General features: G+C 48.3%; 13 protein-coding genes. 2 read left to right on the forward strand and 11 right to left on the reverse strand.

Annotation, left to right across the window (positions count from 1 at the left end; all coding sequences use genetic code 11):
* Window positions 1-4 precede the first annotated feature (4 nt).
* Complete coding sequence (locus tag FGI41_RS07695) at window positions 5-202, forward strand: hypothetical protein (protein ID WP_139489379.1); 198 nt, start codon at window positions 5-7, stop codon at window positions 200-202.
* Here FGI41_RS07695 and FGI41_RS07700 read toward each other — a convergent pair.
* The 8 genes from FGI41_RS07700 to FGI41_RS07735 all read right to left on the reverse strand — a co-directional run bounded on the left by FGI41_RS07700 (window position 199) and on the right by FGI41_RS07735 (window position 5,484).
* Entirely contained in the window at window positions 199-636 is a 438-nt protein-coding gene (locus FGI41_RS07700) for a phage tail assembly chaperone (RefSeq protein WP_139489380.1), read from the reverse strand. The genes FGI41_RS07695 and FGI41_RS07700 overlap by 4 nt on opposite strands.
* A 133-nt stretch (window positions 637-769) precedes the next feature.
* Window positions 770-1,216, reverse strand: a complete 447-nt coding sequence (locus FGI41_RS07705) for a phage tail tube protein (RefSeq protein ID WP_139489381.1) — start codon at window positions 1,214-1,216, stop codon at window positions 770-772.
* 3 nt (window positions 1,217-1,219) lie between these two features.
* On the reverse strand, window positions 1,220-2,635 hold the full coding sequence (locus FGI41_RS07710) for a phage tail sheath family protein (protein ID WP_139489382.1): 1,416 nt from the start codon (window positions 2,633-2,635) through the stop codon (window positions 1,220-1,222).
* Between the two features lie 5 nt (window positions 2,636-2,640).
* Window positions 2,641-2,883, reverse strand: a complete 243-nt coding sequence (locus FGI41_RS07715) for a YqzN/YkzM domain-containing protein (RefSeq protein ID WP_139489383.1) — start codon at window positions 2,881-2,883, stop codon at window positions 2,641-2,643.
* A 1-nt stretch (window position 2,884) separates the two neighbouring features.
* Window positions 2,885-3,322 carry a hypothetical protein gene (locus FGI41_RS07720; protein WP_139489384.1) on the reverse strand — a complete coding sequence of 146 codons (438 nt, stop codon included), beginning with the start codon at window positions 3,320-3,322 and terminating at the stop codon, window positions 2,885-2,887.
* 358 nt (window positions 3,323-3,680) lie between these two features.
* Window positions 3,681-4,160 carry a hypothetical protein gene (locus tag FGI41_RS07725; RefSeq protein WP_255298364.1) on the reverse strand — a complete coding sequence of 160 codons (480 nt, stop codon included), beginning with the start codon at window positions 4,158-4,160 and terminating at the stop codon, window positions 3,681-3,683.
* Between the two features lie 306 nt (window positions 4,161-4,466).
* A complete protein-coding gene (locus FGI41_RS07730; protein ID WP_139489385.1) occupies window positions 4,467-4,748 on the reverse strand; it encodes a HesB/YadR/YfhF family protein in 282 nt (93 codons plus the stop codon).
* Between the two features lie 250 nt (window positions 4,749-4,998).
* Entirely contained in the window at window positions 4,999-5,484 is a 486-nt protein-coding gene (locus tag FGI41_RS07735) for an Lrp/AsnC family transcriptional regulator (RefSeq protein ID WP_139489386.1), read from the reverse strand.
* Between the two features lie 252 nt (window positions 5,485-5,736).
* On the opposite strand from FGI41_RS07735, the gene FGI41_RS07740 reads away from it, so the two are divergent.
* Complete coding sequence (locus tag FGI41_RS07740) at window positions 5,737-6,624, forward strand: DMT family transporter (protein WP_139489387.1); 888 nt, start codon at window positions 5,737-5,739, stop codon at window positions 6,622-6,624.
* A gap of 376 nt (window positions 6,625-7,000) precedes the next feature.
* On the opposite strand, the gene FGI41_RS07745 is transcribed toward FGI41_RS07740, so the two are convergent.
* From FGI41_RS07745 to FGI41_RS07755, 3 genes are all read right to left on the reverse strand, one after another.
* Window positions 7,001-10,594: a glycoside hydrolase family 44 protein gene (locus tag FGI41_RS07745; protein WP_139489388.1), complete on the reverse strand. Its 3,594-nt coding sequence runs from the start codon at window positions 10,592-10,594 to the stop codon at window positions 7,001-7,003.
* A 440-nt stretch (window positions 10,595-11,034) separates the two neighbouring features.
* Window positions 11,035-11,520, reverse strand: a complete 486-nt coding sequence (infC, locus tag FGI41_RS07750) for a translation initiation factor IF-3 (RefSeq protein ID WP_139489389.1) — start codon at window positions 11,518-11,520, stop codon at window positions 11,035-11,037.
* Between the two features lie 207 nt (window positions 11,521-11,727).
* Window positions 11,728-13,425, reverse strand: a complete 1,698-nt coding sequence (locus FGI41_RS07755; protein ID WP_139489390.1) for a HAMP domain-containing methyl-accepting chemotaxis protein — start codon at window positions 13,423-13,425, stop codon at window positions 11,728-11,730.
* Between the last annotated feature and the right edge of the window lie 224 nt (window positions 13,426-13,649).

The following is a 13,649-nucleotide window of genomic DNA, read 5'->3' on the forward strand; positions in this document are numbered from 1 at the left end:
CCCCTTGATCGTAGGGTCAAGAGCGCTGACGCCGTTGCGCCGCCCGCTCAGCCCGTTTCTCCGCCTCGATCTCGACGAACTCGGAGGCGTAGATGAATGCTTTGTGGTAATCGTCCATGGCCCAGAGGTCTTGCGGCAGGACATGGTGCTTCTGCCAGACCCGGTGAGAGATGACAGCATGGTAATCACCACTGTGGATTAGTTTTTTGCGTCATCCACCAGCTCTTCAAAATCGGTGTCAAAGCCGTTGACACGCTGCACCGCCTGCACCAGCTCCGCGTACTCGCCGCCGACACAGAGGATTTCCTTGAGCAGGTCACACGGGTCCACCACACCGTAGCTGGCTAACAGCTCGGCATCCTTGAAGTTGGGAAATACGGTGGATTCGACCGCCAGACGTGCCGCGAAACGTTTCCAGTCGACGGTTTCGCCTACTTTTTTGCCTTTTTTCACCTGTGGGATGGTGCACTCATCTTGCAGATCCTCGATCCGCTTGGTGTCGATCGCCTTCAAGACAAATGGAATCGGATTGCCCTCCTCGTCCACATAGCGCTTGGAGACGATCACTTCCTCGGTAATCACTTGCTTGGCTTTGCCTTTCATGAACATATCCATCGAACGGGTAACAGTCGTCATAACGCAATACCTCCTTAGGAATCATCACAACATCATGAAATCAATCATCAGGGAAAAGAAACGGCACCACATCATCCGTACAAACGGTTACGTGGTGCCTCATCCATCATCGTGCCTGCCGCATCAGCTTGCATCAAAAATCGTCCTTGAGCGACTCTGGAATCTCCGCGCCTTCGAAGGAAAAAGGCAGCTCCTCCTCCAGCGCCTCTCCGTCCACACTGAACTGACCGATCTTGACAGAGTCGATATTGCAGTTGAGCAGGGTGACACGCTCAGTGCCGCGCCCGCTCCCCGGATCATCCAGCACGCCTTGCAGGGTGAAGTAGACTTCTTTTCCACTGTTGGCATACTCCAGCACCATCCGGGTAAAACGGGAGGTGACCTTATACAGCGTGATCGTCCCGGTCCCAGCTAAGCTGGTCGTCTTCTTGCCTGTCCAGCGGTTGCCGAGGATATGCACGTCCACCTTGTTTTTCTCGATCGTCGCCTCGAACGACTTCGCGTAGGCAATCTCTTCCCCATCGAGGAACAGGCGGGCTTCTCGACCGTTAATCGTATTTTCTGCGCGGAATTTGGCCATGGATTATCGCACCTCCACGTTGAAATAGAATTTTTCCATGCTGTCGACCGGCTGTACACCCAGCGTGGCATATACCTCATCGCCGACTGATTTTTCGGTATGGATCGTGAAATCCTTCACAAAATCGACGTTCTGGATCGCTCCGGCATCCTGCAGACTGCGCAGGTATCCGTTGGCCGCCTCTTTGAGCAGGGCTTGTCCGTCGCGGTTGTTGTCCAGCTTGCCGATGTAGTTTTGGTTAACGACACGGGAGAAATCATTGGCGATCGCATCGAGCACGCGGAGGACACGGTTTTTGCTGAAGCGTCCGTTTTTGGTCATGCCATAGGTGACGAGCGAGTTGATATCCTTCTCCACCTTGACCTTGACCCCGTCATGCATAAAAAGAAAGCGTCCACGGCGGAGCGCATCGACGATCTCGCTGTTTTTCATGCGCGGGTTGACGTCGATCGCACCTTCGTACTCACTGTAGGTGTTGGACTGGATGATCGACGCCCCTGCGGTTGCACCTGCCACCCATGCCACCGCATCCTTCGCCGCCAGTGCCACATTGCCGCCAAGGATCACCCCGTTAGCTACATTGACGATTCCTTCGTAGTCGGCATCGTAGTTCGCCATGACGCCTTGGATTTTTTTGCCCTCCTGCTCGCGCATCCGCTTGATGAAGCTGACAAACGAGGTCTTGAGGCTGGCGATATCCGTGTCGTCCTTGTCTGTGCCCGGATCGTTGTCGAACGGATAGGCGATCACGTCAAAATGCTGGGTCTCTGTCGCCGTCAGATACTCGGTGTGATCTAGGACAAGCACGCTGCCATTCGCCGTCTCCCCCGCTCCCAACGTGAAGGTAAGCTTCAGCTCGTCCGTCTCCGGCACAATCCCCGTCCCGGTGAAGGTCACCCAGGCATTGCTTTTCAGCTCAGAGACATTGGTCACCTTTTGCTCATCGACGACACGGCCTTTGAGCAGAGTGCGGACAAAGCGGGGGCCTTTTGCCGATGGGCTCTCGACAGGCGGGGTAAAATCCGGATCAGCCTCTACCTCAATCGCCAGATCTCCGCCGCGTGAACCGCCATAGCGCGCCGTGACGGTTAGAGTGCCGGAAGAATCTGACGCGGTTTTGGTCACCGCTGCCTTTTTCCCTTCGTTGAGCCGATAGATCAGCAGGGTTTTGGCGCGTTTCTTCGCTTCGCGGACAAGCAGCATCTCCGGTTCATTGATGTCATAGCCCAGCTTGTCGTACACATCTGCATCCGTGTCAATCCGCAAAAACGTTTTCGATTCCCCCCAGTTCAAAACCAGTGGCATCGTGACCGTACCGCGCTCACCTGATTTAATGCGTTCAAGCGCTTTTGCCTTAAAATTGATATATAAACCGGCCCGTACCTGCTCTACCCCTTCGATCCAAGTTCCACCTGCCATATGCGTTATACCTCCCTTGTAAGGAATTGTTGAATGAGCGCCCGTGCCTCACTCTTGCTCAGACGCTTTTGTGCCATACCATAGACCGCTCCGTCAAACACCTCAACAGGCACACCGAACAGGTTTTGGCTGGATCGGCGCAGGCTGTCCAAAGTGTAGGTCGGCTCGTCTGCGGCTTGGGCATTTTGCTTGGGGGCTTCGGTCTGCTTCTGCATCGCTTCTTCCTCCTGACGTTGCTTGCGTGGCATCTTACTTCACCTGCTCTTCCACATGTAATGTTTTGATTTTTTCATAGGTCGCGCGTTGGTAGTAGTAACGGTTGCGCCACTTGAGTGTCAACTGGGCAACCCCCTCCTCCACGACCGCGAACTCACTGCCCTCCAGACGCAACACCTCACCCGTGGGCACCTCCCCATCATCCACCAGCGGAATCTGATAACGCGCCGAAGCGATCCGCTCTGCCAGCTCATCTGCAACGGCAAATGCCGTAAGACTGTCCACATGATAGATTCGCAGGGTCAGCGTGACCACCCGCATATAAGTCTGGGTTGTGTCAGGCCGGTCTGAGATCATCGGGGTCGGCACATACAACGCCGGAATCAGCTTGTCTGCCGGAAGGGGGTCCCGGTACAGCGCAGCCTCAAAATGCTGCCTACAAAAATGTACGATCGAAGGTATCTCTTGCACCTGCATCACCTCCCTTTCCCCGTACCTGTCGAATCAAAAAAGCACCACGGCCACCATCCTCTCTTCGGGCCTCACCCCCTCTCAACAGCCCAAGCCACAGCAGGCATAAAAAAACCTCCCGACTCTCTCTGGAGCGAAAGGTTTTTTGCGAATCTTTACTTTTTGAATCTTCACTCTTTTTCCAGTAAAAAACTCCCCCGTTATTGCCTGTTGATAACGCTTTCGTTTTCCTTTTTGTGGAATAGTATCATGATACTAAGGAAAAACCCAAGTTAGGTTCTAGTGAGGCATCATTTGCGTCTATCCACGGTACAAAATTTGCCCAATGAGCGTGAGTAGATGGTAGTGCAACTAACAGCTAAATGATGTGTGCCGCTTTGAGGATGTAAGCCACCGTGTCTACCGCATTCTTTTTGTAGTAATCATAGGTGCTCTTCGGGATGTTCATGATGATTTCGTAGATCAGCTTGTCCTTTTTTTGCTCCAGAAAACACTTGGTCAAAATCGTGCGTCCTTCATCTGAGAGCGCCTTAAGTGCCATATCAATCGCCTTGCAACGGCGTTCGTACTCGGCGATCATCACAGGACGTTCTTCGCGCAGCAGAACGGTATTACCCACGATGTCTCCCTTGTTCCCCCGTCCGTCCAAGTCACTACGGGTTCCCCTGCCTTCCGCATTGGCCCGGTCAAATTCATTGTACTCATCAGCAGGTCGTATCTTTTTGTCCAGAGAAAAAATATCAACGGCCGCTTTCATCATGGGATACGCCTTGAGCAAGTCTCTTGTCCTGGCCCGCTCCTCATCGCTAATCATCAGGTTCATTGCCTGGTTTATCATTGTTTTATCCTCTCCTTTGCGGCGATCCTTTCGTAATCCTCCTCGCTATACTCATTTCGATGCTTCAGACATGTAAACCTTTTCCTTTTATTTATTTTTGTACTATCATCACCTAAGATAACTCCAAAAATAGTACAAGAATCTTTTATCCAATATAAACGCATACAGGTAAAAAATGTATGCGTAATTAGATGCAAAAACACCTCTTGTGACCTAGTTCATTTTTCGTAGAATCAAAAAAACCTTCGTCCAGTGTTGTGTGGGCGAAGGTTTTGCCGGTTGTTACGATTTTTCTATGGGATCTGACTATGCTGACGGAAACACGATCTCTTCGATTTTTTCATCAAAGTCGATTTTGACATCTTGCTCTTCTAGGTACCACATATCATCTTTTTCAATGAAAAAACGGATGTTGTCCAACGTGACCTCCAGTCCGATCTCCTGGGGCTCGTCTTTGCGGATGCCAAGCGAAAAAGCGTTTTTTCCCAAGCCACCATAGCGGGGAAAGATGCGGACAGTATCTCCTGAGCGGAAATTCCAGTCAGATTGAAAATGTTGCAGTGCGGGTTTGGTAATCGTTATATTCATGGTCCGATGACCTCCTGTCAGGCTTGTCGTGAATAGGTAGTGGAGTCACAAATCGATCACCTGTTATTATAGCTTTTGCCTGTTCATTGTCAAACGGGTACGTCCAAACATAATCTATTAGAATAATCCCCGAACATCTCAACCTCCAAATGGAATTTGAGTCGAGCGAAACATGTATGAACAGGAGCAATACTCACTGCCTTCGTGGTGAATGCAGAGAGAATAGCAAGACTGATAAGTGGAGCCACTCTCAGTTTTCACTTTTCGATATAGGTAACACTGTGGAATACTTTACTTCTCTTAATGATAAGTTAGTTTGAATTCGTGATATGCCGAGCCTATTTAATTTTCTTATAAACTTATCCAATTCCTTCCGATCTCTAACAACAACCTTTAAAAGATAATCATATTCTCCTGTTAAACAATGACATTCTAATATTTCTGGCATAGCTTTTAAGGCATTTTCCAAAACTTCCAATTGTTCAGCTTGATGAATATTCGTGCTCATGAAAACGTAGCAAAGTAAATCGAACCCAAGCTTTTCTTGATTTAAGATTGCGACTTCCCTATCGATAAACCCTTCGCTTTCCAATCGTTTTATCCTTGTGTGTGTGGCTGGTGGGGACAAATTTACACGTCTTGCAAGTTCAGCATTACTTAACTGAGCTTCCTTTTGCAATATATCTAAAATTTGAATATCAACATCATCTAAAATTCTGCTTACAAAAGATTCCACGCATGATTCTCCTTTTATCATTATTCGAAATACAGGTTTTATTTCATGCAAACTCTTAATTTTATTCTATAACATTTCACTTTTTGTTTCTATTATTTCAAGTTTTATCGATAACACAAAACGTTATTCTGTAAAACAAATAAAGGTGCTATCATTATTTGTGAATCGACATTCAATATTCTAAATGTCATTGTGCACAATGGCTTCTATCTTTTTCACTCCAACAGTGAAAAATCAAAGGAGCTAAATGATATGGTGAATTTCTATGTTTTATTGCTACTTGTAGCAAGCTTGCTATGGGGAGGAAATTTTGTAGTTGGAAAATCTCTTGTCGGTCATGCTTCTCCGTTGACGTTGACGAGCTTACGATGGATGATTGCTATTGTTTTCCTTCTACCAATGGTATGGTGGAGCGAAAAAAGGGTACTGCCCTCACGAGATGCCATTCTTCCCTTATTTTGCATGGGAATCACAGGTGTTGTTTTATTTAATGTCTTTCAATTTTTAGCATTAGAACGAACAACATCGACTAATGTTGGATTCATTTCTACATTAAATACAATCTCCATTTCCATTTTTTCATTTATTTTTTTACGAGAACGAATCAATAGATTCCAAGTATTTTCAATGATGATTTCGCTTTTTGGAGTGCTTCTTGTTCTTTCGAAAGGAAAGATGAACCTATTACTGTCACTACACTTTAATACGGGTGATTTATGGATGATCGTAGCTGTATTCGTGTGGGGAATATACTCCGTTTGCAGCAGGTGGGCAATGAGAACGACATCACCGTTGATGTGTACATTGTACTCTGGAATATTTGGACTTCTCGTTCTTCTTCCGTTTAACCTCTTTGATTTTACTTTATCCAATATCAATCAATCTTTCATTGAATCTATTTTATATACAGGTGTGATCTCTACTGTCGTTTGTATGGTGTTTTGGAATATTGGCATACAGAAATTAGGTACTACAACATCCGGTATTTTCTTGAATTTCAATCCAGTTTTCACTGCAATTTTAGCGTTTTTATTTATAGGAGAACAACTGTCATGGATACAAGGAATTGGGGGATTCATTGTGATTGGAGGGTGTTATTTATTCTCACACGTTAAAACAAAGGCAATCTCTCAAAACTAATCCATCACACCATTGCCAGGACAAAAAGTCTTCTTTTAATGGTACATCTTCTTTTATGGTACATATCCTCGTCAGTGGTTTTTTAGAGGTTTGGGTCATTTCCGTCGGTTTCAAGTAAACTTCCCCTTCGTTCAATGAGCAAAATAAACAATGAAGGATAACAGAGCCAAAGAAAAAGAGCGGCTTCCTTAGCCGCCCCTACTCATCATACGTTCAAAAAAAGGAGCGGGACTTCACCCGCTCCTTTACTACTTCCGCCAATCCATCTCAACTAGTAGTCTTTCCTGACCAACAGTGAGCAACACTCCACAAGCGTGGTATGAACGCATTGTCTGGGAGCAGAGTCTTTTTTGGTCTGACTGATTAAGCCTTCTCTCTACTCGGCAGATCCAGCCTTAAGCACGAAGTGGCAGACCGTCAATTTTGGAATCGTATAGGTAATCGTATTGTTGGTGATGTTGGTTATCGGCTCACGCTCGGTGATCACAGCGCTGTTGCTGTCAAAGCCAAATACGCGTGCAGAGGTGTAGTTGGTCGTACCGCCGATGTTGAGCACCGCATTCATCTCATGGTCATAGTTCTTGTTGATCACGATCAGATGCAGGTTGTTGTCGCTGTCTTGGAAGACTGAACCGTAGATGGAGCTGTTTTCGATGTCGGTAGTCTCTGCTTTCACCTTGGTATCACCAAACGTGGCGTTGTTACCGTCGTAATTGGTGAACATTTTAAAAGCAGCGGAATGGTATGGTGCTTCCTTCAAGCCATTGACCATTTTCCAGTAGGTGCCCAGATAGACTCCCTCTTTGCCGAAGATCCCAAGCACATCTGCGGTGGCAATCCCGCCGGAGATGTGGTTTTCGCCGCCGTAGTTGTATTCGGTGAAGGCGATTTTGGTTCCTTGGTTATAAGTGTCGATCGATTGTTGCAGACGCGGGATGACTGGCAGGTAGGAGCTGTACCATTGACCGATCCAGCTGTCTTCTTTGTAGCTTGAGTCCCACAGAGAGCGTGGTGCTTGGATACGTGCTTTGTTCGCTGCGATATTATCATTGGAGTTGCTGTCGGTAATACGGACACCGCCCGCAGAAATCTCCGGATACCAGTGGATATCGACCGCATCGAGCAGTCGCTTGCCTTCTTGCAGAGATGCGACACGCAGATTGTCGAGGTAGTAATCGATGTACCAGTCGTAGTTGCCTTTTACATCCTTCCAGTCTGCAGAGCCGTCCATGTCATACATATCGCTGAAGCCGTAGGTGACCGGACCGAACAGCTGTGCATCCGGGTCGACGTTCTTGACTGCTTTTGCCAGATCAATCGATTTATTCAGGACTTCTTCACTGCCTGGTTTTTGCGGGTGCATGTAAGGGTGCGTATTTTCCCACAGGCCTGGTTCGTTGTCGATCTCATACGCTTTAATTCCGGTTGGGGTAGCTGCACTGCCAAACTTATGAATCATCAGGTTGACGAATTCATCCATGTAGACATAGTTGTCTGTCAGGTCTGGAGTCGTGCTGAATGGTGCATTTTTCGCAGCTTTTACCTCTACCCAGCGGTTGGATGGAGCTGTTTCGGTGGCATTTACTTGCCCATTGGTGTCCTTGGCTACAAAGCCTGCGGTCTGGAGCGTGGTCAGGGTCAGAGCACCTTTCGCCAGGGATTTCTGGTGGAAGCCTGCTACCCCGATACCCGGATCTGCCATATTGCCGCCCCATGGCACACCGCCATAGTACCACGGAATATAGTTATCACTCATGTTGAAATAATCTTCACCTGCATTGGAGGCATTGTTCTCCCAGTTGTAGGTGGAGAGACGGTTCCCGCCGAGACGTCTTGCTGTCCAATTCTCTGTGCCGGACAAGTCATCATTGGTTCCATAGATGTAAGGACTGATCGGTGCGCGGTCTGCTGTCGGATCGATGGTGAAATTGACTTGGAACGGGCCAGTCGGTTCGTACTTGGTGTTGACCTTGAGCAGATCGCTCCACTGCCCTGCTGTGCTGCCGTCTTTGGCACGGACGCGGTAGGTATGCTGAGAGCCGCTGACGAGATTGCTGTGGGTGTAGGAAAGATTCGTCTGAGCATCAATCACATTGCCGTCTACTTCGATGTCATAGCCTGTAATCTCTTCCTGCAACTTATCCCACGTAACGGTGATCGTATCTGCCGTCGCGGTCGCTCTCACATTGGACGGAGCTGGGAGCTGCTGTTGACCTGTTGTTTTCAGCTGAATCTCAGAGCTCCATACGCTGAGTGATTCGCCTTGACGGGTACGGACTTTGTAGGAATGTCGCGTCCCTGGATTCAACCACTGTACGAGGTAGGTGTTGGCTCTGATATCGGTGATGATTTTGCCGTCTGCCCAGATATCATAGCCGGTCGCCCCTGCCACTTGATCCCACGTCAGAGAGATCGTCGTATCGGTTGGGACAGCAGCCAGATTCAATGGAAAAGCAGGCATGTCGAACAATTCAGGCTCTGTACCCCAATCTAATGTGCCACCCACATATCCGGTGACTTTTTCACTGAAGACTTCTTCGTTGGAATTGATGAACGAGTAGTCATTGGTCTGAGTGAACTTGGAGGAGTAGTCGCTAAAATAGAACCAGGTGTAGACCCCTACCATGGCTCCAGGTTGCAGGGCACCCGCCTGATCGGTGAAGCCAATCTCCATGTAATGATCAGCTGTAGCAGAAGGAATCGGCATCTTCACGATCTTCGCGATGACCACTTCTTTTGCTTTGGTGCTCCAGAAGTTGACGCTGACTGGTTTTTCCTCATCGATCGTGAAGTAGTAACGTGCCTTCACGTCTTGGAGGTTGATCGGTGCATTGCTTACATTGGTGATCTCGATGTTGGGTTCAGCCTGTGCGGTTGTGGCATCTGTGCCCGTCTCGACGCTTACTTTCACCTTGGTTGGACTGGTAGAAGAAGCATTGGTCTTCGCGGTAATTGCCGAACTCCATGCGCCTGTAACACTTGCATTTTTGGCGCGGACTTTGTACGTGTGTGTGGTATCTGGCTGCAAACCGTTGTGGGTGTAGGAGGTTCCGGTTACCCCCACAACTGCTCCATCCACTTCGACATCATAGCCAGTCGCACTCGTTACGCCATCCCAAGACAGTGTGATGGAGCTGTCAGTTGGAACTGCTTTCAGATTGGCAGGAACGGCTAGAGCGGGTTGTTCGCTGGAGACGACTTGGAATTCCCCTGCGGAAACGTTTTGATGATAGCTCTGCGTACGGTCTGGATTGTGGACGTCGACCACGACCCGATAGGTGCCAAGCTCTGCATCTGCTGGGACGGCCCAGTCGAATTCCAGATGCTTAGTTTCAGAGGTGGTGAACGTGGCTGTGAATTCTTCGGTCAGCACATTGGCTCCGTTTGGCTGCAGCACGCTGATATCTACCGCCGTATCTGTCCCCAGATCAGCCGTCACAGTCGTGTCTACATGCACGGTGCCGCCTGGAAGTACCTGTTGCGGTGTTGTTGCCGCACTGCTGACGAACTTGATCGTTGGCACTGCTTTTTCCACTTGAATGAAGGTGGCTCCTGCGTGCCATTTATATTGCTTGCTCCAGCCAGCTCCAAAAATCCCTACGCTGACGGTATATTTGCCTTCTGGAAGATTCGTCGGTACGTTCCATTTGAACGGAATCGACTTGGCCTCATTCGCGTTCACGTTCACATTATCGATGAACGATTGATGGACTCTTTTTAAAGAAGGATCAAAAATCTCCAAATCGATCAACAAGGAAGCCGCTTCCGACATCGTTACCTGTACATCAAGGTCGGTGCCAGAACCCTGGGTGACCGTAGATGGTGTAGCCTGTGCAGATGAGGCTAGGACAGTCGCCTCTGCTCTCGCAATATCGGCTGGGCCGATCAGACTGAAGGTGTTGAGCATAAGCAGGCAAGCGGTCACGAATGCGAGCCATCTCCGCCCCTTACTGGGTGAAGCAAAAGACATAATGAAGTTCCCCTTTCATTTTTGAGCTGGTTCATTCTCGGTATCGGTTAAGTCGTCAGGTTAGTCATATGGGATTGGAATAATAGCAGGTTGAATAGGCTTCGTGTACATATACATGCACATGCAACTTCTCCCTTTTTTAGCGAATCACCTCGGTTCCTTTTACCCACGAGAGTCATCATACCAGATATTTCTTTGGAATATTATAACTTTTTTCTAAAACATTCATAATCAGGACTGTCCCATATCTACAAGGACTAGACGCATTACTTGAGACCCAATAAAACGATTTTGGATTCGTACAAAAAGTCTTATATACCTGTTCGGCGGAAGTGGCTGAAAAACTATTTTCCGGGAAATAAAAAAAGACACAGATCAGATTCGATGCGCAACTGCTTGCGCCACGCGGAACCTCTGTGTCTTTTTAATGTATGTTGGATTTAGAGTGGAAGCAGCATTGCGATCACTTGTTTACCGCTTACCTGAATCCCTTTGTCTTGTTTTCCGCAATGCTTGAGGTCTTTGACCAGCTGCTCAGCCAATTCCTTCGCTGGTTGGGTGTTTTTCTTTTCGACGAGAACGGTCAGCTGTACGGCATCTCCTCCTGTGAGGACACGCTCGGCTTGACGTTTTTTGGTATCGTAATCGTGTTCTTCGATGAAGGCGTTGAGACGGATTTCTTTGGTCTTCATCCCTTTTTCGGCTTTGCGGTTCTTCTTGTTTTCTTGGTTTTGCTCTGCTTTGAAGTCGGATTTGCTGACCAGCTTGCATGGCGGCGGGCTGGTGTTGAGGGAGAGGCAGACGAGGTCTACCTTCAGCTCTTTTGCCATGCGCAGGGCTTCTTTGGTAGAGACGATCCCGAGGTCTTCGCCATTGAGACCGGTCAGTTCGACTTCGGATGCTTTGATTTTTTCATTGAGAATCATGGTTGGAGGGTCACCTGTCTTCTGTAATGTAAGATCTTTTAATCTATTATAGCGTATTGTGTTGCACGGTAGGGCATCTACAGGATTGAACGCAGAAAACTCATGCGATGAAAAAAGAGCTAGTCAGGGTTTCACACTGCCAAACCCTAACTAACTCTACCTTCATCTATTCCCGCATTTCAAGTCCCAATGCCGAAACCAACTCTGTTAAATCTTAAACTGCTTGACAAGCTCATTCAGCTTTTCAGCCATCGTGGACAGCGATTCGGAGGCAGCCGTGACTTCCTCCATGGATGCGGTCTGCTCTTCGACTGAGGCCGCGATGGCGTCGGTATTGCCTTTGGACTGTTGGGAGATCTCCGCTACCTGATCCATCGAGGCGTTCATCTCTTGTGCGCCTGCGTTGACCTGTTGAACGATCGCTGCCACTTCTTCTGCCTGTTTGGTAACCTCTTCGATGGCTTGCGCAATCTGGGCAAAAGCCTTCGCCGCCTCTTCTGTCGTCGCCAAGCCTTCTGCGACCGAATCACGGCCAGCTTCCATCGCGATCGCTGTACGGTCGATATCCCGCTGGATCGCCTCGATGATTTCTTTGATATTGGTCGTTTCGGCAGAAGACTGTTCTGCCAGCTTGCGTACCTCATCCGCAACTACCGCAAAGCCCTTGCCTTGCTCCCCTGCTCTCGCTGCCTCAATCGCGGCGTTGAGCGCCAGCAGGTTGGTCTGTGAGGCAATCCCGTTGATCGCTTCCACAATCCCAGAGATTCGCTTGGATTTCTGACTCAGCTCATTCATCACGGCGGAGGCTTCCTGCGTATTGAAGGAGATTTCCGTCATTTGGGTACGTACCTCGTTGACGACCTTATGGCCATTTTGTGCTCGGTCGTTAGCGATTTGGGAGGCGTCGGAGACTTTTTCCATGCTGTCGGAGATATGAGCCATACCTTTTGTGATTTCTTGTACGGCCAGGACAGAACCATTGACCGTGTTGACTTGCCGTTCCGCTCCGTTTGCCACCTCTTGGACCGACTCAGCGATCTGGGAAGCGGCCTGAGCCGATTGCTCTGCACTTGCTGTCAGCTCTTCTGAGGTGGAGGCCACTTGCTCAGCCCCGAGTGTTACCTCTTTCATCATCGAACGCAGCTGCTCTGTCATTTTATTGAAGTTGTGCGTCAGTTGTCCAACTTCGTCTTTGGTTTTTACCGGAAGAGGTTCTACCGTAAAGTCACCGTTTGCCACGATTTCCACTTGTTTGGCCACCGCATTAATCGAGCGGGAGAGGATGGAGGAGAGCACCCAGCCGATGATCAACGCCACGACAACCCCGGCAAGGGTCAGGTTGAAAACCGCTTTCTTCCCGGCCTCATCCGCTGCAAGCGCCTCTGCTTTGGCCGCTTCTGCCCCATCTCCGTTGATGTGGATCAGCTCAATAAGCGACTTTTTTGCCGTATCGAATGAAGTATCAGATGCTTGGAGCGCTCCAAAAGTAGCATTGGTATTTTGCGTGTTCGATACTTTGATAACAGCCGCGATGCTCTCTTTTACTGCCTCCCAATCTCTTGCAAACTCTTCACTTTGTTCTTTTTCTTGTTCGCTGATCAGTGGTTCGTACACCTTCCGTCTTTCTTCCACGAGATTGATGGTGTCCGTAATCATTTTTTCTATCTCAGCTTTACGTGGCAGGTCCGGTGCCGAACCATGCATCAGGATTAGGCGCTGCAGCTCGGTGACATTGGCATTGATAATACCGAGAGTATCCTTGCTAGGACTCCATTTGTCTGTCACTTCCACTAATTTGATACTGACATCAGACATTTTGGTATTGCCTACTCCACCTTGCGCGATCAGGATCAGGACGATAGCGAAAAACCCGATTAAAAGTTTCTTGCGGATGGTTAGTTTCATAAAGACCTCCAAATAAGATGGTTGTTTTCGTTTATAGATGATTTATGATTTCAATGTATACCATTGTTTTGCATATACTAAAAATAATTCTTCCTCTATCACTTTTATTAAAAGATATGTATCGGATTTTCCCTGTTCTCTTCCTATTTAAACAGGAAACTTTATTCCTTGTTTATATTTGTTTATCTTGATCGGATTCACTGCCTCGCTTCTTTGTTCTTCTT

Source organism: Brevibacillus dissolubilis, assembly GCF_006170445.1.
GTDB classification, from domain to species: domain Bacteria; phylum Bacillota; class Bacilli; order Brevibacillales; family Brevibacillaceae; genus Brevibacillus_B; species Brevibacillus_B dissolubilis.

Excerpts from the sequence above, each read along its gene's own strand:
- FGI41_RS07755 (WP_139489390.1), bottom strand. The coding sequence starts at position 13,425 with ATGAAACTAACCATCCGCAAGAAACTTTTAATCGGGTTTTTCGCTATC.
- FGI41_RS07730 (WP_139489385.1), bottom strand. The coding sequence starts at position 4,748 with ATGAATATAACGATTACCAAACCCGCACTGCAACATTTTCAATCTGAC.
- FGI41_RS07700 (WP_139489380.1), bottom strand. The coding sequence starts at position 636 with ATGACGACTGTTACCCGTTCGATGGATATGTTCATGAAAGGCAAAGCC.
- FGI41_RS07745 (WP_139489388.1), bottom strand. The coding sequence starts at position 10,594 with ATGTCTTTTGCTTCACCCAGTAAGGGGCGGAGATGGCTCGCATTCGTG.
- FGI41_RS07740 (WP_139489387.1), top strand. The coding sequence starts at position 5,737 with ATGGTGAATTTCTATGTTTTATTGCTACTTGTAGCAAGCTTGCTATGG.
- infC (WP_139489389.1), bottom strand. The coding sequence starts at position 11,520 with ATGATTCTCAATGAAAAAATCAAAGCATCCGAAGTCGAACTGACCGGT.
- FGI41_RS07710 (WP_139489382.1), bottom strand. The coding sequence starts at position 2,635 with ATGGCAGGTGGAACTTGGATCGAAGGGGTAGAGCAGGTACGGGCCGGT.
- FGI41_RS07715 (WP_139489383.1), bottom strand. The coding sequence starts at position 2,883 with ATGCCACGCAAGCAACGTCAGGAGGAAGAAGCGATGCAGAAGCAGACC.
- FGI41_RS07705 (WP_139489381.1), bottom strand. The coding sequence starts at position 1,216 with ATGGCCAAATTCCGCGCAGAAAATACGATTAACGGTCGAGAAGCCCGC.
- FGI41_RS07725 (WP_255298364.1), bottom strand. The coding sequence starts at position 4,160 with ATGATAAACCAGGCAATGAACCTGATGATTAGCGATGAGGAGCGGGCC.